The sequence below is a fragment of the Sphingopyxis macrogoltabida genome (assembly GCF_001314325.1).
GTDB lineage: Bacteria > Pseudomonadota > Alphaproteobacteria > Sphingomonadales > Sphingomonadaceae > Sphingopyxis > Sphingopyxis macrogoltabida.
On the sequence record NZ_CP009429.1, the window covers coordinates 4,616,817 to 4,636,572 of the forward strand.

The following is a 19,756-nucleotide window of genomic DNA, read 5'->3' on the forward strand; positions in this document are numbered from 1 at the left end:
CTGCCAGCGCGCGGCGTTGCGCCGGAAAGGCACTGTATCAGCGGTTTAGGACAGCGGAATGCGCCTTTCAAGGTCGATAGAAGCGCGCGCCGCTGGCCTTCAGCGCTGCCGGGTCGAACAGCACCGGCTTCAGCTTGTGCGCCACGAACAGCGGCGCCTGATCGTTGTAATGCGGGCTTTCGGGCCGCGTCGTTGCGGCGCCGAAGGGCTGAATCGATTCGGAGCGGACGCGTCCTGCCCTGTCCCAGGTCACGAACATGATGAAGCTGTCGCCGTGGCGCACCTTCAGCCGCCCGTCGGGCTCTTCGTCCCACAAGGTCGAGGCGCGGATGGTGTCGTTGCCGCCGTCGAGCGGCAGGTCGATGCGGTTCGACCCCTCGCCATGGCGCAGCCGCAGCACCGTGCCGAGCTTGGGATCGAGCCCCGCGAAATGGTCCTGCAAATGCGCGACGACCTCCTTCAATGTCGTCAGCGGATCGGGTTCGGCGCGGCGCTGGTAATGGCTTCCGTTCGCGGGGCGGAGCAGCATCAGCGCGAGCGCGTCGCCGTGGCCCTTGCCGTCGAGGTTCCAGTCCCATTTGCCGAGCAGCCGCTGCGCCTCGACGAGCGCCGGATCGCCCTTGACGTCGAGCGCGAGGATGCGGTCGATCCACGCCTTGGCATAGCCGGTCTTCGCATAGCTGGTGTCATATTTGATCGCCTTCAGCCGCGCCTCGTCGATCTGCCCCGATGCCTCGAACAGGTCGATCAGCCGCGAGGCGCGATTGGTCATGTCGTCCTCGATGCCGAGCAAAGGCGAAAAGGCGGCGGCGTCGAGTTCGTCGCCCGGTCCGGCCGCGACCCACGGCGTGTTGTTGGCGTTCATCACATAGCCCGAGCGCGGATTGACCAGCGCGGGAACGCGGTCGAACGGCAGCGTCTTCATCCAGACGTCGGCCGAGGTATCGCCGGGCAGGATGCCGCGCCAATTATATCCCGCCGGCCGGTCGGGGAACATCGCATTATAGAACATGCCGATATTGCCCGCGGCGTCGGCATAGATGAAATTGGTCGCGGGGACGCCCTGCCCCGCCATCGCGGCGCGCCACTCGGCGAAATTCTTCGCCTTGTTCAGCCGGTAATATTGGGTGACCATATTCGCCTGGTCCTGCCCCGCGTAGCGGATCGCGAACGCCCCTTTGGCATTTTTGATCACCGGTCCGTGAACCGAACGCCAGATGGTGCGCGGCACCGGCAGGACGAACGGCCCGAACTTCACCTTCAGCCAGATGCGCTTTTCCTCGAGCGGCAGCCATTTGCCGTCGAAGCGGTAGTTCTTGCCCGCGTCATCGAGGGCGAGCCGGTAGACGTCGATCAGGTCGGGCCGGTTCACCGTGTTCGTCCAGCCGAGATATTTATTGTGGCCGAGGAAGGGATAGGGCGAGCCGGGGAAATTCGCCCCGGCGAAATCCCAGCCCTCTTCCGAATGGACGACGAGTTCGTACCAGGCGACTCCACCGGTCCACGGCTGGTGCGAATTCGAGACCAGCCGCGTCGCGCCGTCGGTCGACCGCGCGGGCGCAACCGCCATACCGTTCGATCCGTTATCGGCGGGATCGGTGCCGACCGGCGTCAGCTCGCGCGGCACCAGCTTGCCTGTCGCGTCGAGCTCCGGGCCGCCCTCGCGACCGATCGGCGTATCGCCGACGAGCGATCCGAGCACCGAATCGAGCCCGAAGAAGAAGGGCGAACGCAGCACGAAACCCGCAACCACATCCTCGCCGGTCACCGGGAACAGCCCCGACAGCCGTACCTCGCCCGGATGCTTGTCGGCATAATGGTTGAGCCCCGCCGCATAGGCGGTGAAGAGCTTTTTCACATCCTCCGGCAGCCGCGGCCAGTCGCGCGCCGTCGTCGCCCGGATATCCAGCAGCGCCGCGGCATAATCGACCTTGGCGCCATCCTCGCCGAGCATCGCCCCGGCCCGGCCCCGCGTCATCGCCAGCACTTCCTGCAAGGTCGAAAAATCATCCTCGGCATGCGCATAGGCGACGCCGTACGCGACATCGGCGTCGGTCTTGCCGAAGATATGCGGGACGCCGAACGTGTCGCGCGCGATCCGGACATCGGCGGGCTTATAAACCGGTGCCGGCGGCGCGCTGGCGGTGAGCGGCTCCCAGACGGCGAGCGAGACGGCCCCGACGACAAGCAGCAACAGCAAAGCCAGCAAAGCCCGTCGCAGCATGGTCCATTCTCCCGTCGGGGCATGTTTCAAAATCGCGCCTGTGTGGCGACCCTGTCGTCGGATGGCAAGCGGCTGTCGTTCGTCGAGTGCGGTTTGCGCGGCGGGCCGGTCCCGCTATGCAGGCAGCATCATTCGAAAAAACAGGGAATTATCGTCCAATGCGCACCAAGAGCCTGCTCCTCGCTGCCTGTCTGTCTTTTGCCCCGGCATCCGCCGCGCTGGCCCAGACCGTTACCGGTTCGGGCGTCGTTCCGGCGACCGCCGCGAACAGCGCCGGCCGCGCGATCGGCTTTGCGGCCGAGGCACCGGCGGGGGGTGCGCTGGTCATCGTGATGACCGATGCGGTGCTGCCGCCCCTCGATGGCGCACCGCTGACCGGCGCCGAGCGGCAAGCCGTCACCGCCGCGATCGCCGCCGCCGATTACAAGGGCGAAGCCGGATCGACCCTGTCGCTGCGCGGGATCGGGGCGCATTCGCGCATCCTGCTTGTCGGCGCCGGCGCTGCGCCCTCGTCGCTCGCGCTCGCCGAGGCCGGCGGCAAGGCGGCACAGGAACTGGCGAACGAAGCCCAGCCGGTGACGGTCGCGGGCGCCTATGGCGACGCAGCGGCGGCCGACGTCGCTTATGGCTTCGCGCTCGGCCAATATCGTTTCGACCGCTACAAGACCGTCGACCGGAAAGCGGTGCCGACGGGCGCGGTGACGCTGCTCGGCGCCAATCCCGCTGCCGCCAAAGCCGCCTTCGACGGACGCTGGCAGCCGCTCGCCGACGGGGTGCGCCTGTCGCGCGACCTCGCCAACGAACCGGCGAACATCATCTATCCCGAAAGTTTCGTCGCGCGCGTCCGCGAAGCCTTTGCCGGTGTCGGCGGCGTCAGCATCGAAGTGCTCGACGAAGCGGCGATGCGCAAGCTCGGCATGGGCACGCTCGTCGGCGTCGGTCAGGGCAGCCCGCGCGGGTCGCGGCTGCTGCTCGTCCGCTATCGCGGCGGCGGCGCGTCCGACTCGCCGCTGGCCTTCGTCGGCAAGGGGATCACCTTCGATTCGGGCGGCATTTCGCTGAAACCCGGCGCGGGCATGTGGGACATGAAGGGCGACATGTCGGGCGCCGCCTCGGCGGTCGGCGCGGTGCTGTCGCTCGCCAAATCGCGCGCGCCGGTCCATGTCGTCGGTGTCGCCGCGCTTGCCGAGAATATGCCCGACGGCAATGCCCAGCGTCCCGGCGATATCACCCGCACCATGTCGGGCAAGACGATCGAGATGCTCAACAGCGACGCCGAAGGCCGCCTCGTCCTCGCCGATGCGAACGAATATGTCGCCGGCGCTTACAAGCCGCGGGCGATCGTCAATATCGCGACGCTGACCGGCGCGATCGTCGGTGCGCTCGACGATCAATATGCGGGCCTGTTCGCGCGCGACGAGAAACTCGCCGCCGCGCTGCTCGCCGCCGGCACGGCCAGTGGCGAGGAATTGTGGCGCATGCCGCTCCACAAAAATTATGCCGAGAAGATCAAGTCCGACATCGCCGACATCCGCAACATCGCACCGAGCCAAGGGCCGGGCGCGAGCATCGGGGCGCATGTCATCGGCTTTTTCGTCGACGAAGCGACGCCGTGGGCGCATCTTGACATCGCCGGCGTCAACCAGGCCGACAAGGCGACCCCGCTGGTGCCGAAAGGCATGTCGGGCTTTGGCGTCAGGCTGCTCGACGAGCTTGCGCGCAGCGGTGCCTAGGCGTTCGGCGGAACTTCCCGGCGCCTCTTGTGTTGCCAAAGTGCAACACTATCTTGCTGGGCAAGAAAGGGGCGTTCTTCCATGAACCTCGAAAAATTTACCGATCGCGCCAAGGGCTTTTTGCAGGCGGCGCAAACGATCGCGATCCGCATGAACCATCAGCGGATCGCGCCCGAGCATATCGCGAAAGCGCTGCTCGAAGACAATGAAGGCATGGCCGCGGGCCTGATCGCGAAGAGCGGCGGCGACGCGGCGCGCGCGGTCGCGGGCATCGACGCGTTGCTCGCCAAGGTGCCCGCGGTGTCGGGATCGGGCGCGCAGCAAACGCCCGGGCTCGACAATGACGCGGTGCGCCTGCTCGACCAGGCCGAACAGGTCGCAAGCAAGGCGGGCGACGGTTATGTGACCGTCGAACGGCTGCTGCTCGCCATGGTGCTCGCGGCGAATACGCCGGTGGGCAAGGCGTTCGCCGACGCGGGCGTCAGGGCCGACGCGCTCAACAAGGCGATCAACGATCTGCGCGGCGGGCGTACCGCCGACACCGCCTTGGCGGAAGACCGTTATGAGGCGCTCAAGAAATTCGCCCGCGACCTCACCGAAGTCGCGCGCGAGGGCAAGCTCGACCCCGTCATCGGCCGCGACGAGGAAATCCGCCGCACGATCCAGATTCTCGCGCGCCGGACCAAGAACAACCCGGTGCTGATCGGCGAAGCCGGGGTCGGCAAGACCGCGATCGCCGAAGGCCTCGCGCTGCGCATCGTCAACGGCGACGTGCCCGACAGCCTGAAGGACCGCCGCCTGCTGTCGCTCGACATGGGCGCACTGATCGCGGGCGCCAAATATCGCGGCGAGTTCGAGGAGCGGCTCAAGGGCGTGCTCGACGATGTGAAGGCCGCCGAGGGCGAGATCATCCTGTTCATCGACGAGATGCACACGCTCGTCGGCGCGGGCAAGGGCGAGGGCGCGATGGACGCCTCGAACCTGCTGAAACCAGCATTGGCGCGCGGCGAGCTCCACTGCATCGGCGCGACGACGCTCGACGAATATCGCAAGCATGTCGAAAAGGACCCCGCACTCCAGCGGCGCTTCCAGCCGGTGTTCGTCGGCGAACCGACGGTCGAGGATTCGATCTCGATCCTGCGCGGCATCAAGGAGAAATATGAGCTGCACCACGGGGTGCGGATCACCGACGGCGCGATCGTCGCCGCCGCGACGCTGTCGAACCGTTATATCTCCGACCGTTTCCTGCCCGACAAGGCGATCGACCTGATGGACGAGGCGGCGAGCCGCATCCGTATGGAAGTCGAATCGAAGCCCGAGGAGATCGAGGGCCTCGACCGCCGGATCATCCAGATGAAGATCGAGGAAGCCGCGCTCGGCAAGGAGAGCGACGCGGCGTCGAAGGACCGGCTCGCGACCTTGCAGTCCGAACTCGCCAATCTCGAGCAGCAGTCGGCGGGGCTCACCCAGAAATGGCATGCCGAGAAGGACAAGATCCACGCCGAGGCCAAGATCAAGGAAGAGCTCGACGCGGCGCGTTCGGCGCTCGACCAGGCGCAGCGCGCGGGCGATCTCGCGAAGGCCGGCGAGCTGTCCTACGGCACCATCCCCGGGCTCGAAAAGCAGCTCGAAGCGGCGCAGGCCGCGGCGGGCAATGCGATGCTCCGCGAGGAAGTTACCGCCGACGACATCGCCGCGGTGGTCAGCAAATGGACCGGCATCCCCGTCGACCGGATGATGGAAGGCGAGCGCGAGAAACTGCTCGGCATGGAAGCGACGCTCGAAAAGCGCGTGATCGGACAGGATGAGGCGGTGCGCGCCGTCTCGACTGCGGTCCGCCGCGCGCGCGCCGGCCTGCAGGACCCCAACCGCCCGCTCGGCAGCTTCCTGTTCCTCGGCCCCACCGGTGTCGGCAAGACCGAGCTCACCAAGGCACTCGCGCGATTCCTGTTCGACGACGACAATGCGATGGTCCGCATCGACATGTCCGAATTCATGGAAAAGCACAGCGTCGCGCGGCTCGTCGGCGCACCGCCGGGCTATGTCGGCTATGAAGAGGGCGGCACGCTCACCGAAGCAGTGCGCCGCCGGCCCTATCAGGTCGTGCTGTTCGACGAGGTCGAAAAGGCGCATCAGGACGTGTTCAACATCCTGCTGCAGGTGCTCGACGACGGGCGCCTCACCGACGGGCAGGGCCGCACGGTCGACTTCACCAACACGCTGATCATCCTGACGTCGAACCTCGGCAGTCAGGCGATCGCGGCGCTCCCCGACGACGCACCGGTCGAGCAGGCCGAGCCTGCGGTGATGGAAGTCGTGCGGGCGCATTTCCGCCCCGAGTTCCTGAACCGGCTCGACGAGATCGTGCTCTTCAACCGCCTCGCGCAGCAGCATATGGGCGGCATCGTCGACATCCAGGTCGCGCGGGTCCAGAAACTGCTGACCGACCGCAAGGTGACGCTCGACCTCACCGATGCCGCGCGCGCGTGGCTCGGGCGCGTCGGTTACGATCCCGTCTATGGCGCCCGGCCGCTCAAGCGCGCGGTGCAGAAATATCTGCAGGACCCGCTCGCCGACTTGATCCTGAAGGGCGAGGTCAAGGACGGGTCGACGATCAAGGTCGACGAAGGCGACGGGGCGCTGATCCTGACACCGGCCGGCTGAGCCCCGCTTCAAGGCAAAAGAAAGGGGCCGGAGGGATATTCCCTCCGGCCCCTTTTTTATCCCGTTCTGCCGGATCAGAACACCTTGGCCTTGATCCCGACGTAGAACGACCGGCCGACCGCGCTGATCGGATAGCCGACCGCGCCGTCGTCGGGCTTGCGGTCGAAGAGGTTGTTCACGCCGCCGTAGAACTGGAACTTGTCCGCGACGTCATACGCCATGTACAGTTCATGCTCCCACTTCTGGCGGTACCAGATATATTGCGCGGGCGCATAATCGGGGTTCGCCGCCTGCTCCTCGCGGGTAACGCGGCGGGTCTTGTCCCACCAGTCGATGCCATAGTTGAGCGTGAACGGGCCCTTGTGCCAGGTCAGGTCGAAGCTGGCGCTGAACTTGGGCGCCGGATAGACCGAACTGTCGCGCTCGTTTTCGGGATCCGCACCGAGCGACGGCACAAAGCTCAGCTTGTCGAGATAATTGCCGACGAGCCGCAGGTCGAGATTGCCCGCCTTGTCGCCGAGGTCGATCCGGTAACGGATGTTCGCATCGAGACCCGCGGTACGGAACGAAGCGACATTCTGGGGAATGACCTTGTAATTGTTGACGAAGCCGGTCGTGCCGCTGCGGCTGATCAGCGCGCAATAGTCGTTGTCGAGCGACGGCTGATCGTAGCAGAGGTCGACGATATCCTGCGCGGTCGAGTACTGGATCGCCTTGGTCAGCTTGATGTCATACCAGTCGAAGCTCATCGTCAGGCCGGGCAGGAAGCTCGGGTTGAGCACCACGCCGGCCGTCCAGGTCTTCGCCTTTTCGGCGCTGAGGTCGGGGTTGCCGCCCTGCTGGCCCAGCAAGCTGCTGTTCCCCGGCGACGCACCATTGTTCGCCGGGTCGAACAGCGGATCGCCGTCGCCGTCGACGGCATCGATGTCGATACCCAGCGCATCCAGCGCCGCACGGCAATTGGCCGCGCGCGGCGCCTTGCCTTCGGCGATCCGGTCGGGACCGCACGGATCGTCGATGAATTCGAACGACCCGTTGAGCGGCGAGAACAGCTCGGTGATGTTCGGCGCGCGCACCGATTTCGAATAGGTGCCGCGGAAGGCGATGTCGCGCACGGGCGCATAGGTGCCGTTGACGTTCCACGTCGTCGTCGTGCCGACCGTCGAATAGTCGGAGACGCGGATCGCGCCGCCGACCGACAGGTCCTTCGCAAAGGCCATGTCGGCGAGGATCGGCAGGCGGATTTCGCCATAGACCTCCTTGACGTCGAAGCTGCCGCGTTCGACCTGGGCCGCGCTATTGTCGATCAGGTCGCCGCCCTGGCTATATTCGGACGGCCGCGAATAGCTCGTTTCCTTGCGATATTCGGCACCGAGGGCAAAGCCGACCGGGCCGCCCGGCAGCTCGAAAAAGGCGCCCGTGTCGCCCGACAGCGCGAAGCTGGCGACATATTGGCGCAGGCGCGAATAGTCCGAATGGTCGGCGAGGACGAAGGCCAGCGCCTCCTTCGACGGCGACCCATTGCCGAGGATATTGAGCGGCACGCACTCACCCGGCCGGAACGTCTTCGGCGGACCGTTGAACACCACCGGATTGCCGAAGCTCGACCCGAAGATGTCGGTTTCGCCGGGCAGGTTGATGCGGCAGGTGATGTTGCCGTCGGCGTCGTACACCGAATCGAGCGCCGCATAATAGCGGTCGGCGATCCGGTCGCCATAGTTGGTCGAGCGCTGCGTCGCCTGACCGAACACGAACGACGCGTCGTAGTTGAGGTGCGGCGTCAGTTCGCCCGTCGCGCTGATCACGCCGCGCCACAGTTCGCGGTCGAGTTCGTAACGGCGCTGGCCGAAGTCGAAATTGTCGCGGCTGAACAGCGCGCCCTCCGACGCCAGATCCTCGCCGAAACGCTCGATCAGGAACGCGTTGTCGGGTGCGAGCTCGGTATAGAGGTCATAGGTCGGCTGCGATTCGGTCCACGCCTTCGACTTCACATATTTGACCTCGGCGTGCAGCTTGAACGCCGGATCGAACTCGTAACTCGCCATCGCGTTGGCGATGTGGCGCCGGGTATAGGGCGTGTAGTCGCCATAATAGGTCTCGCGCGGCGTGCTGTCGCCGCCGATGGTGAAGGCGGTGCCGGGAACATAGCTGCCGAGGTCATAGGGTTTGCCCTCGCCGGTGAATTCGGGAACGCCGTCGCCGGTGAAATCGATCGCACCGCCCATCGAGCTGTCGGCCCAGCGCAGGCCGGTCAGCAGGATGCGGTCGGGCACGTTCGGATCGTCATCGGCCGAATTGGGATCGCCATCGTTCGGATTGCGCACGAGCGCATAGGACGGGCCGGTGCGCCCATAGTTCAGGCGCTGCTTCTGGCTAAACCGATCGGTTTCGTTGAATTCATAGGCGACCGTGACGTTGCCGCGGCCGTCGGCGAAATTCTTGCCCGCGGTCGCCGCGATATAGCGCTCGCCGGCGTCGCCGCGCTGCGAAATGCTGTTCTGGGCGCGCAGGCTCAGGCCCTCGAAATCCTTTTTGAGGATGAAGTTCACGACGCCCGAAACACCGTCGGCGCCATAGATCGCCGACACCCCGCCGGTCAGCACGTCGACGCGCTCGACGAGATCGGTCGGGATCGTGTTGATATCGACCGCGGCCGTCCCGGGATAGCCCGCGACATGGCGCTTGCCGTCGACGAGGACGAGCGTCCGGCTGGTGCCGAGGTTGCGCAGGTTGAGCAGATTGACGCCGACCGATTGCGCATTCAGCAGGTTCGAACCGCCGGTGTTGATGTTGCGCTGCGAACCGAGCAGGGCGGGGTTGTCCGACAGGAATTCGGTCAGGTTGGTCTGGCCCGACTGCTGGATCGTCGTCGAATCGACGGTGACCACCGGGTTGGGATTGCTGAAATCGGGACGCGCGATACGCGTCCCGGTGACGACGATGGCATCGCCTTCTTCGGCGGCTGTTTCATCGGCGGGCGCATCCTGCGCGATCGCCGGAACCGCGATGAGCGCAATGCCCATAGCCAGAGGGGCGGCGCTAAGGCGAAGGCGCCGCGCATCGATCAGTTTTTTCACGTTTGAAGTTCCTTGCTCGTGGATCATAGCGGCATGCGCCGTGGGGGTGTTGGTACGCCACGAGCACACCCCCATGCAGTGGTGCTTGGCAACCCCCGCATCAGGAGTAAAGAAAATCTCCAATCATTTCTGTCATTTCTGGCGCCACTGTGGCCATGATGCAACAAGCGGGCACGATGCCGGGGCCGACCGTCTCAGCCTGTCCCGGACGCGGCACGGCTCGCCGGTGAAGGGTCAGGCACCGACCGCCTCGCCGATCCATGCGGGGTCCGCCTGATCGGCATCATAATATTCGAAGATCAGGTGGATGCGCGAGTCGGCACCGCGATTGACCACCGCATGCATGTCCATATTGTTCACCTCGGCCGCCTCGCCTTCGGCGATATGGTGCGTCTCGCCGCCGAGGCGGAACAGCACCTCGTCGTTGGTCTGGATCGGTACGTGGATCTTGTGCGGCCATTTGGCTGCCGGGTTGGCATCGCGGTGCGGCTGGATGATGCCGCCGGCGGGCATGCGCGCGAGCATGACGCGCGGGAAGACCCCGTTGGTATAGCCATAATCGGCGGTCGCGGCGCGCAGCACCGGCATGATCGTCGGCTCCCAGGCTTCCCAGATCGGCCGCGCGAAGGAGGCGCGCCAGTCGCGCACGTCCGACACGAAGCGGAAGACGATATGCGCGGTCGCGTCGAGCGCCTCGAAACGGTTCGGCTTGTCGGCATTTTCCGCCTGCCAAATGTCTTCGGGAATCGCGAGCACCGCGGCCTTCAGCGCCGCGATATCGACTGCGCCGAGCCGGCGGATGCTCTTGGTCTTGCGAGGGTTCGGATACATGGCGCGCGCCTCAATTTTACCGGTCAATATTCATAGCCGAAGAGGTCGAGGTCGCGGGCATAGATTTTCGCAACACCGTCTATCAGTTCCTGATTATAATAGTCGCGATAGGCGCCGCGCTGCGAACGGTTGGCATGATCGAGCGGCGTCGACGCGATGCCGATGCGGGCGCAGATCGCATCATAGGATTGCTGCATCTCCTCCACCTTGCCCAGCATATCGGCGAGCAGCGTTCCATCGCGGTCGGTCAGGAACAGATGTTGGGGACGAAAGATGATGTGCTGATGCGGCGGCGCGACAAACAGGAAATGGCGCATCACGCGTTGCGGGTCGCGCGCGAACGTCCCCTCGCGACTGGTCGCAAAAGCGCAATAGGAGACGAAGCGGTCGAACGGATTGCGGACGAAAGCGAATTTCAGATAGTCCGAGAACATCTCCTCGCCGAGGAAAGGGCGCACTTCGGCAAGGCTGATATGCCCGTGGCCGAGCCGCGCGAGTTCGGGAATCGGGAACTTCTTTTCGACGAACAGGCGGGCCTGCTCGATATCGTCGGGGCCCATATGCTCGCGCAGGCCATGCCGCACCGAATGCGTTCCGGTTTTCGGAATCGCGGCGAAAATGAAGCGATGCTTGTACGAAACGATCATCGGTCAGGCAGCAGCAGCGACCGGCGATGCCGCGTCGGGCGCGGCGACCATGAACACCAGTTCGGCAAGCGCGCGGTCGAAGGGGACATTATTCGGGAGCAGCATACGCTGCGCCTCGAGCCGCTGGAGGTCGCGCTGGACGTCGCCGATCAGCCGCCGATAGGCCGGAAGCCCCGCCGCCGCGGTACCATATTGCGCCCATAGCGCACCCCAGGCGTTGGCGAACTGCTCGAGCCGCGCCGCGATCGCGCCGCGCGCTTCGGTATCGGCGCATTGCGCGAGCAGAAAATCGATATGGCAGCGCACTTCCCACACCGACATCACCGCGGGCAGGTTGACCTGTTCATAGGCAAGCGGCACCGGCGCGACCGATCCCGGCGCGATCCGCTGGACCGGCTGCGCATCGCGGCCCATGGTTTTGGCTTCGGCAATCAGCCCCCACAGTTTTTCGCCGCCGACGGTATCGAGCACCAGATGGACGCGCTTCTGGTCGCCGTCGTTGCGGACATTGTGCAGGCAGAAGCTGTCGAACAGCCAGCATTCGCCCGGCGCCATATGGACGGTCTCGCGATCGCAGCTGAAGGCAACGCCGGGGTTGGTGACCACCGGGATGTGGATGCGGATATGGGTGCGCCAGTAATAGCCGACGTCGACATGTTCGGGCACCACCGCCCCCGGCGCCAGCCCCATCAACCGGCTACGCCCCCACACCGCGCCGAGATCGGCAAGGATTTCGGTGATATAGGGGCATTGGCGCAGCGCTTCGGTCGGCGCCATCGGGCCGCTGAACCCGTTCGACACTTGTCCCGCCGGCGTGATCAGCGGCACCGCATCGTTGCCGGGCAGGCGGCCGGGGTGCGGCAACCACGCAGCCGCAGGCAGGGCCGCAACCTCGGCGGCGAGCGTTTCCGCACAATATTGCCGCGCCAGCTTGACCAGCGGCATTCCCAGCTTCATCGGGTCACTCGCGCCGGATCTCGATCTGCGGGCGGTCGATCAGTTCGCGCGCATTGCGCTTCTGCTCCTCCTCCAGCGCTTCCCATTGTCCCGCGGTCTTGCAGATCTGGCTATAAAAACGCGTACCCGTCCGCTGGGTGCGCTTGCAGACCATCTTGTCCTTGGCATCGACAGCCGCTTTGTCGGTCGAAGGGCTGGCGAACGCGGGGGTTACGGGAAGCAGCAAGGAGGCAGCGGCGAGGCTCAACAGATGAATTCCGCGCATGACAGTCCAACTCCAAAGCAATATCGCTATGCAAGGAATATATTCGCTTGCCCCCGTCACTGTCAATTCGACCCCGCCGGAGACCGGGCGGGAAAACCCTTGGGAACCAAAGGATCATGGCCTTGGATTTTCGGCTTTCGGACCGGATCGACCACGATGCGCTGCGGCGGCAGTTCCTGCGCAACGGGCGCGTGGAAATCGAGGGCTTGCTGGCGGAGGACCAAGCCGAAACCTTGCGGCATTACCTGCTCGCGCGCACCGACTGGAAACTCGTCATGAACGCGGGCGACAAGGTCTATGAGATGACCCGCGAAGCCTATGTAGCGATGGACCCCGCCCAGCGCGGCCAACTCGACCAGCATATCGTGAACGCCGGCCGCGAGGGCTTCCAGTATCGGTACGAGGCCATTCGCGTTCCCGATGCCGGCCGCACCGCCGATCCGTCCGACCTGCTGACCGGCTTTGTCGCCTTTCTCTCCTCGCCCGCCGTGCTGGCAATGCTCGGCGCCATTCTCGGCTGCAAGGATGATGCCGCCTTCGCCGACGGTCAGGCGACGAGCTATGGCGCAGGGCACTTCCTGACCCGCCACGACGACGATGTAGCGGGCAAGCACCGCCGTGCCGCCTATGTCTATTCGCTGGCGCCGGCGTGGCGCGCCGAATGGGGCGGCCTGCTGATGTTCCACGGCGACGACGGCAATATCGAGGAAGCCTTTGCCCCCCGCATGGATGCGCTACGGCTCTTCTCGGTACCGCAACAGCATAGCGTCAGCTATGTCACGCCGTTCGCGCCCGAACCGCGGCTGTCGATCACCGGCTGGCTGCGCGCGAACGGGCCCTAGTCGAGGCTGTAACCGTAACGCTCGACCCACGGCGCGAGAATCGGCAGGATTTCGCGCATCTGGGGTTCGTAGCGCTTCCAGCGCCCGCTCGCCGACGAATAGATCGGTTCGGTAACCTGCGCATAGCTGGGGGTGCGGATGAAGCCGCGCTCGACCGCCGTTTTCTGATGGTCGAGGACGCCCTCTTCCCAGTCGAGCCCGAGGAAATGGAAAAGCGGCCGCGTCGCCGCCGCGACATCGGCGATCATCGCTTCATAGCGCAGCATATGAACGTCGATCGGGAACAGGGCCCGGCAATTTTCCCAATAATGGAAAATGCTGTCGTAGGTGCGGCTGGCGTTGGCGAGATCGAGAAAGCTCGCCATCGCCTCGGTCGGCTTGAAATTCTGGATATAGCAGCTGAGCACGACGTCGCACGGATGCCGCATCGCGAGAATGAACTTCGCGTCGGGAAACAGGCGATGGATAAGCGGGACGCGGATCATCGACAGGGGGTTTTTATCGATAACGAGCGCGCCGGCCGGGGGCGGCGCGCGCTTGTCGAGCTCGGCGAAATAGCGGCCCCGCAGATCGGCGACGGCGGCCGCATCGAGCGTGCGGATGTGGTCGAGGTCGCCCAGCGATTGCCCCAGTTCCTCGATGATCGGCAGCTCTTCGAGCATATGGATGCGGCTGTGCCCCATCAGGATCGTATCGAGCAAGGTGGTGCCTGACCGCGGGAAACCCACCAGAAAAGCCGGCGAAGCGCGGTCCGAAGCGGGCGGCACCTCGGCCCATCCGGCGAACCATGCCTGCGTCGTCTGGCGATCGACGGCAGCGATGGTGCGCTGATAGGCGCTGCGATCGACGCCGATCCCCATCGGGCTTTGCGCCTGCGCCCGGTTCATTTCATCGTAGAAATAGAGTGCCTCTTCCACGTGACCCAGCCGGTCGGCAAGCTGTCCCGCGAATTGCATCCGGATCGTCGGGTTGACGCTCGACCCGTGCAGGTCGCGGATCAGGGCGAGCGCCGCTTCACGGTCGCCATCGCGCGACAGCATCAGGGCACGAAGATAATCGATATCGTCGCCCTTAACCTCCGCCGCGGTGGCATCGGCCAGTACGGCGCGCAGCTCGTCGAGCCGGTTGGCCTTTTCGAGCAGGATGCCGAGGTTGAGATAGGCTGGGGCGAAGCGCCGGTCGGCCTTGATCGCAAAGCGCAATGCCCGCTCGGCTTGATCGTTGTTCGACAGGTCGAGAAAGGCAATCGCGATCGCGAGGAATATCTGCGGGTTCGATGGATCGAGGCGCGCCGCCGAGCCAAGCGCGCGTAGCGCCGGTTCGGCATGGTCGATGCTGGTCAGAACCCGTCCGAGCTCAAGCAGCGGCGCAGCGTCCTGCGGGGCGAGGAGCACTGCCTTTTCGAGCATCAGGCAGGCATCTTCATAGCGGTCCATCGAAATCAGGACGCGGCCGATATTGGTGTGGACGAGCGAGGATTTCGGATCGATCTGCCGCGCTTCCTGAAAGGCCTGCAACGCGCCCTCCAGATCGCCGCCCTCGTGACGCGCATTGCCAAGGTTGTTCCACGCAACGAAATTCTTCGGATCGTCCGAAACCAGCTTTTCATAGGCCCAGCCCGCTTCGGTCGCGCGCCCCTGCGCCTTCAGTATCTGCGCCTGCATCGCCTGCAAGTCGGCCGACCCTGCGAGGTCGCCTTCGGCGCACACGCGCGCAGCCTCGTCGGTCTCACCCAGATCGAGCAGCGCGCGCGTGAGGTTGATCCGGTTGTCGCTGGTGTCGGCGCCGTTGGCGATCGCCCGGCGGAGATAATCGACTCCTTGCCGCAACGCGCCGGTCTGGCACGAAACGACGCCGAGTAGCTGGAGCACGGTGGGATTGGTCGGCTGGGCGCGGAGCGCCACCTCGCCCTGGGCTTTCGCAGTCGCCAAGTCGCCCTTGGCATAGGCCGCATAAGCGGCGCGCAATCTGTCAGTCACGGTCATCGACGCTATCTATAAAAAAAGAGGGCGGGACACCAGTCCCGCCCTCTCCTTTGGTTCGCTTGCCGAAGCTTAGAACTTCAGGCGTGCCGACACATAAGCGCGGCGACCGATGACGTCGTACAGCGACGGATCGGTGCCCGACTGCACGTTCGGCGCGTACGTCGGCGGCTGCTTGTCGAACGCGTTGTTCACACCGATGCGGAAGGTCATCGCATCGACCTCGGCCTGGAGCGCGAAGTCGAAGTAGAAGACGCTGCCCGGACCGGTGAACTCTTCGCCGACATACTGGACCGCAGCGCGGTTCTTCATCCCGTCGGTGAAGCGGACGCGGGTGTCGAAGCTCAGCTCACGCGTGATGTTGAGCTTGCTGTTGAGCGTCGCCCTCCAGCGCGGGAAGCTCGTTCCCAGACCGGCGCCGAAGTAGGATGCGGTGCCCGCATAGTCCGTCTTCAGCCCACCCAGACCGACATTCTTGAAGTCGATCAGGTAGTTGAGGGCCAGGTTGAGGTTCAGCGCGCTGTCTTCGTTGATGAACGGCGTCGGCAGGCGATAGCCCAGCTGAACGTCGACACCCGAAGTCTTGACCGAACCCTGGTTCACGTTCTGGAAGTAGCCAGTGACCGGGTCACCGCCAAGTTCTTCCGGCAGGAAGATCGCGGCGATGTTGTTGTTCGACCGGGCGAGGCCAGCACAATAAGGGCTGTTTTCGTCCAGATCCGGGTTGATGTTGTTGTAGCCATAGCACGACGCGATGATTTCGTTCACGTCGGGAGCGAAGATCGTGTCCTTGATCTTGATGTTGTAATAGTCGATCGAGGCGACGAACGGACCCGATTGGAACACCGCACCGACGGTGAAGGTGTCCGACTTTTCAGGCTTCAGATTCTCGTTGCCCGTCGTCGTGATGAACGCCTGTGCGCCCGGCGTCGCGACGAACGAGTCGATCGTGCCGGCGCTGACGCCCGTGTCGAGGCAGAGCTGACGCGCTTCGGCGCCACCGTTCTGACGGAACTGGCTGTTCACCGAGCAAGGGTCGAAAATCTGCGGGAAGCCGCCGCCGCCCGAGAAGAGTTCGCCGAAGTTCGGAGCACGAACCGAGTGCTGATAGCTGGCACGCAGACGCACCTGGTCGATCGGCGACCAGCTGATCGTACCACCGTAGGTCCAGTCACCCGACGAACCGCGGCCGCTGGTGTTCGGATCGCCATCGTCGATCAGGTTGCGGAACTTGCTCTTCGAGTGACGCGCGGTGAGCGACAGCTCGAGCGTGTCCATGATCGGCGCGCGAAGTTCGCCGAAGAAGTCGAGGAACTCGTTGGTGCCAAGGTCGGGCGTGCTGGTGTTGAAACCGGCGATCGGACCGAAGAGAGCGCCCGGGTCGAACGCATATTTGAACTTGCGCTGTTCGACACCGAACACGACGCCCAGCGGGCCGCCCGGCAGATCGGCGAGTTCACCCGAGACATAGGCCTGGGCAACCTTCTGCGTGAACTTGGTTTGCGTCACGCCCGTTTCCGACACGAAGTCGACGCATTCCTGCGAGAGCGGCTGGATACCGAACGGGTTGAAGCCGCCGGCGCAAAGGCTGTCGCCGCCATCGGCCGCTTCAAGCAGTTGCTGTACCTTCTGCACGTTGACGTTGCCCGTCGCGCGCTGGTCGATCGTCGTCTCGCCCCAGCTGTAATAGGCTTCGTAGCGCCAACCCGGAGCGAACTCGCCACGCAGGCCCGCGAGGCCCTGGATGACTTCGTTCTCGAGCTGCTGTTCGCGCAAGCCGGTGCCCAGGAAGCGGTAGCCAATGCGAATGCCTTCATCGGCGCCCGAGCCCGCAAGCAACGGATCATCCAGAACGCGCGAGTTCAGGAGCGACCGCAGGTCGTCCGAGACAAACGGGTTGGTCACCGGAACCACGAAACCGGTGATGCGCTGACCCACTTCGACGAGCGGCGAACGTGCGTTGAGCGCCGAGGCATCGCTGGTCGGATCGACGATGCCGGTGCTGACCGGCGTCGGCGCGAGCGCCGTTGCCGACTTGTAGTTGGTGTAACCGCCCTGCACGAAGACTTCGAACGCCGGGTTGATTTCGTACTTCGCCGTCAGGAACGCCGATTTGCGCTCGAGCGGCAGTACGAGGATGTTCACGATGTCGAAGTTGTAGCTGTAGAAGTCAGGGAAGAAGTTCAGGTTCGGGTTCGCCGGCGAGGCGAGGTCGTACCGGAAGTTCGACACATCGACCGGGCTGTTGAACGTACCGACGCCGAACAGCGAACCGTCCGAGTTAAACCCGAGCTGGTTAGCCTGCGGGGTCTGGCCCGGCGCCACGCCGTAGCTGGCGAACAGGGCGTCGATCGACGCCTGGCTGATCGGGTTGGTCGCGCTGTTCGAGAAGGAGCCCGTCGGGAACGAGCTGGTCGTCGAGGTCGCCTGCGACGCGAAGTCGCGCTGCGCCTTGATCAGGCCCTGGCGCTTCGAATATTCGGCCGAGAAGGCGATGTTACCACGGCCGTCGGCAAAGTTGCCGCCGATGATGCCGCTGAACTGATATTCGCGCGCGTCGGTCTTCGGAATCGAGTTCGAATAGTTGACGCGAAGGTCGATACCTTCGAAATTGTCCTTGAGGATCAGGTTGACGACACCCGCGATGGCGTCGGCGCCGTAAGCCGCGCCAGCGCCGCCGGTCACGATTTCGATGCGCTCGATCAGGCCCTGCGGGATCGTGTTAAGATCGACCGTCTGGTCCGATGCCGACACCATCGGACGGCGGCCGTTGATCAGGACGAGGTTACGGTTCGAACCGAGACCGCGCAGGTTGATGTTCGACTGGCCGTTGTTGCCGGGGTTGTTCGACGTGGTGGTGCCGGCCGGATTGACCTGCGGCAGCGTGTTCAGGAAGGTGTCGAGCGTGACGTCGGCGTTTTCGACCGTCGCTTCGCCGGTGACAACCGCAACCGGGCTGTTCGATTCGAGGTTCGGACGCGCGATGCGCGAACCGGTGACGACGATCGTCGCTTCGCCTTCGTCGGCGGGCGCGTCCTGCGCCTGGACGGGAGCCGAAACCATCGCGACGCCCAAGACGAGGGGCGCGGCGCTCAGTTTCAGCATGGAAAGTTGGGTTTTCTTCACAGTGCAGTCCCTTGCTACTGGTGGCTAAGATACCCGGGCCCCAGCGCGAAGGCACAAACCCCCGAACAGACACCCCGATAGCGTGCGGGATGGAGGGTCATTCATCTTGAGTAAAGGAAATTCCCGGCGCGTTCGGCGGTTTCGGAAGTGATTGTGACGTATTTGCAACAACCCGGAGAAACGACGAAACACAATGCGGTAGCCGCACCTGTTTCGCGACATTTTGTTTCATCGGTTACGAAATCGCTTCGGTCTCCCCGGCCGTTCAGTTGCCCATCGGGCCCGCAAGTTTTCCGGGATCGAGCCGCGCGTCGCGCCATTTGAGGCCCCAGTGCATGTGCGGCCCGGTGGCGCGTCCCGTCCGGCCGACCGTTCCCAGCCGCTGCCCCTGCGCCACCCGGTCACCGACCTTCACGTCGAGCTGCTGACAATGGAGAAAGGCGCTGTTGAGACCCATGCCATGGTCGACGATGAGCAGGTTGCCCTCGAGCGTGAACGGTGCCGCCGCCGCGAGCACGACGACCCCGTCGGCGGGCGCCACGAAGGGGGTTCCCGCCGGCACCGCGACATCGGTGCCGCCGTGATAGCTGCCGGGCTTGCCCTGATAGACGCGCTGCGACCCGAAGAAGCCCGACAGGCGCCCGGTCACCGGCCAGCGGAATTGCTGCCGCCAGCCGTTCGATTCATGATCGGTCCGCCGTGCCTCGGCGATCTGGGCGAGTTCGGCGGGACGGCGGCGCTCGAACTCGGCGTCGCTCGCCGCGCTGCCGCGATAGGGCGCGTTGATATGCTCGATCCGCCAGGTCCCCGCCGCGACCGCAAGGTAACGCTCGACGGCGCGTCCGTCGGCGAGCGTGGCAACGAGGTGCTGGCCGGTTTCGGCATCGCGGTCGAAAGCGATGAGGAAGCTGCCGTCGGCAGCGACCGGCACCGCCTTGCCGTCGAGCGTCAGCGTGCGCGTATCGCCCGGCACCTGCCCGATCAGCACGCCGCCCTGTTCTGCCACGCCGCGAAAGGTGAAATCGCTGCGGACCGGGGCGCTCGGTCGCGGCACCGGTGCCGGTGTCGGCGCCGGGCTTGCGACGGGCGGCGGTGTCGGAGCGGGCGTGTCGGCGGGCGGGACGCAGCTCGCCGTGAGGATCAATAGCGGCAGCGCGGCCGCGGTGCGGAACCGGTCCTTCGTGCCCCTCATGCGCCGCGGGTATCGTCCAGCGCGGCCTGCACCGAAATCGCCGCCGTGGCATAGGGTTCCTGCCGCGCGACCGACCAATAGCGCAGCTCGTCGAGCCCGATCGCCACTCCGGTCACCGCGCACAGGACATGGTCGCCCGGCGACAGGACACGAAAGCCGTTGGGTCCGTAGTGGAGGTTGGCGAGGCGGTTGCGGCTGGCGATCAACATGGTTTTT

At 64.9% G+C, this 19,756-nt stretch carries 13 protein-coding genes; 3 read left to right on the top strand and 10 right to left on the bottom strand.

Features of this window, described 5'->3' with window-relative positions; translation table 11 throughout:
• Positions 1 to 67: 67 nt before the first annotated feature.
• Entirely contained in the window at positions 68 to 2,224 is a 2,157-nt protein-coding gene (locus LH19_RS22280; protein ID WP_201258392.1) for an acylase, read from the bottom strand.
• 158 nt (positions 2,225 to 2,382) lie between these two features.
• Here LH19_RS22280 and LH19_RS22285 point away from each other — a divergent pair, with 158 nt between their 5' ends.
• Positions 2,383 to 3,957: a leucyl aminopeptidase gene (locus LH19_RS22285; RefSeq protein ID WP_054731901.1), complete on the top strand. Its 1,575-nt coding sequence runs from the start codon at positions 2,383 to 2,385 to the stop codon at positions 3,955 to 3,957.
• 81 nt (positions 3,958 to 4,038) lie between these two features.
• Complete coding sequence (gene clpB, locus LH19_RS22290) at positions 4,039 to 6,621, top strand: ATP-dependent chaperone ClpB (protein ID WP_054731902.1); 2,583 nt, start codon at positions 4,039 to 4,041, stop codon at positions 6,619 to 6,621.
• Between the two features lie 74 nt (positions 6,622 to 6,695).
• On the opposite strand, the gene LH19_RS22295 is transcribed toward clpB, so the two are convergent.
• The 5 genes from LH19_RS22295 to LH19_RS22315 all read right to left on the bottom strand — a co-directional run bounded on the left by LH19_RS22295 (position 6,696) and on the right by LH19_RS22315 (position 12,398).
• Entirely contained in the window at positions 6,696 to 9,698 is a 3,003-nt protein-coding gene (locus tag LH19_RS22295; RefSeq protein ID WP_234716004.1) for a TonB-dependent receptor plug domain-containing protein, read from the bottom strand.
• Between the two features lie 234 nt (positions 9,699 to 9,932).
• A complete protein-coding gene (locus LH19_RS22300; RefSeq protein ID WP_054731904.1) occupies positions 9,933 to 10,529 on the bottom strand; it encodes an aspartyl/asparaginyl beta-hydroxylase domain-containing protein in 597 nt (198 codons plus the stop codon).
• 23 nt (positions 10,530 to 10,552) lie between these two features.
• Entirely contained in the window at positions 10,553 to 11,176 is a 624-nt protein-coding gene (locus tag LH19_RS22305; protein ID WP_054731905.1) for a sulfotransferase family 2 domain-containing protein, read from the bottom strand.
• Positions 11,177 to 11,179: 3 nt separating this feature from the next.
• The gene (locus tag LH19_RS22310) at positions 11,180 to 12,133 is read right to left on the bottom strand and encodes an aspartyl/asparaginyl beta-hydroxylase domain-containing protein (protein ID WP_054731906.1); all 954 of its coding nucleotides are present in this window, start codon (positions 12,131 to 12,133) and stop codon (positions 11,180 to 11,182) included.
• 4 nt (positions 12,134 to 12,137) lie between these two features.
• Positions 12,138 to 12,398, bottom strand: coding sequence for a hypothetical protein (locus LH19_RS22315; RefSeq protein ID WP_054731907.1), 261 nt, complete (start codon positions 12,396 to 12,398; stop codon positions 12,138 to 12,140).
• A 122-nt stretch (positions 12,399 to 12,520) separates the two neighbouring features.
• On the opposite strand from LH19_RS22315, the gene LH19_RS22320 reads away from it, so the two are divergent.
• Positions 12,521 to 13,240 (top strand): 2OG-Fe(II) oxygenase, encoded by a 720-nt coding sequence (locus LH19_RS22320; RefSeq protein ID WP_234716005.1) that lies wholly within the window; start codon positions 12,521 to 12,523, stop codon positions 13,238 to 13,240.
• Here LH19_RS22320 and LH19_RS22325 read toward each other — a convergent pair.
• From LH19_RS22325 to LH19_RS22340, 4 genes are all read right to left on the bottom strand, one after another.
• Positions 13,237 to 15,225, bottom strand: coding sequence for a tetratricopeptide repeat-containing sulfotransferase family protein (locus tag LH19_RS22325; protein ID WP_062913009.1), 1,989 nt, complete (start codon positions 15,223 to 15,225; stop codon positions 13,237 to 13,239). The genes LH19_RS22320 and LH19_RS22325 overlap by 4 nt on opposite strands.
• A gap of 69 nt (positions 15,226 to 15,294) precedes the next feature.
• Positions 15,295 to 18,348 (bottom strand): TonB-dependent receptor domain-containing protein, encoded by a 3,054-nt coding sequence (locus tag LH19_RS22330; protein ID WP_145923570.1) that lies wholly within the window; start codon positions 18,346 to 18,348, stop codon positions 15,295 to 15,297.
• 265 nt (positions 18,349 to 18,613) lie between these two features.
• Positions 18,614 to 19,540 (bottom strand): M23 family metallopeptidase, encoded by a 927-nt coding sequence (locus LH19_RS22335; RefSeq protein ID WP_054731911.1) that lies wholly within the window; start codon positions 19,538 to 19,540, stop codon positions 18,614 to 18,616.
• Positions 19,537 to 19,749: a DUF2093 domain-containing protein gene (locus tag LH19_RS22340; RefSeq protein ID WP_054589418.1), complete on the bottom strand. Its 213-nt coding sequence runs from the start codon at positions 19,747 to 19,749 to the stop codon at positions 19,537 to 19,539. The genes LH19_RS22335 and LH19_RS22340 overlap by 4 nt, the downstream gene beginning before the upstream one ends.
• Between the last annotated feature and the right edge of the window lie 7 nt (positions 19,750 to 19,756).

Excerpts from the sequence above, each read along its gene's own strand:
- LH19_RS22325 (WP_062913009.1), bottom strand. The coding sequence starts at position 15,225 with ATGACCGTGACTGACAGATTGCGCGCCGCTTATGCGGCCTATGCCAAG.
- LH19_RS22305 (WP_054731905.1), bottom strand. The coding sequence starts at position 11,176 with ATGATCGTTTCGTACAAGCATCGCTTCATTTTCGCCGCGATTCCGAAA.
- clpB (WP_054731902.1), top strand. The coding sequence starts at position 4,039 with ATGAACCTCGAAAAATTTACCGATCGCGCCAAGGGCTTTTTGCAGGCG.
- LH19_RS22285 (WP_054731901.1), top strand. The coding sequence starts at position 2,383 with ATGCGCACCAAGAGCCTGCTCCTCGCTGCCTGTCTGTCTTTTGCCCCG.
- LH19_RS22335 (WP_054731911.1), bottom strand. The coding sequence starts at position 19,540 with ATGAGGGGCACGAAGGACCGGTTCCGCACCGCGGCCGCGCTGCCGCTA.
- LH19_RS22280 (WP_201258392.1), bottom strand. The coding sequence starts at position 2,224 with ATGCTGCGACGGGCTTTGCTGGCTTTGCTGTTGCTGCTTGTCGTCGGG.
- LH19_RS22340 (WP_054589418.1), bottom strand. The coding sequence starts at position 19,749 with ATGTTGATCGCCAGCCGCAACCGCCTCGCCAACCTCCACTACGGACCC.
- LH19_RS22315 (WP_054731907.1), bottom strand. The coding sequence starts at position 12,398 with ATGCGCGGAATTCATCTGTTGAGCCTCGCCGCTGCCTCCTTGCTGCTT.
- LH19_RS22310 (WP_054731906.1), bottom strand. The coding sequence starts at position 12,133 with ATGAAGCTGGGAATGCCGCTGGTCAAGCTGGCGCGGCAATATTGTGCG.
- LH19_RS22300 (WP_054731904.1), bottom strand. The coding sequence starts at position 10,529 with ATGTATCCGAACCCTCGCAAGACCAAGAGCATCCGCCGGCTCGGCGCA.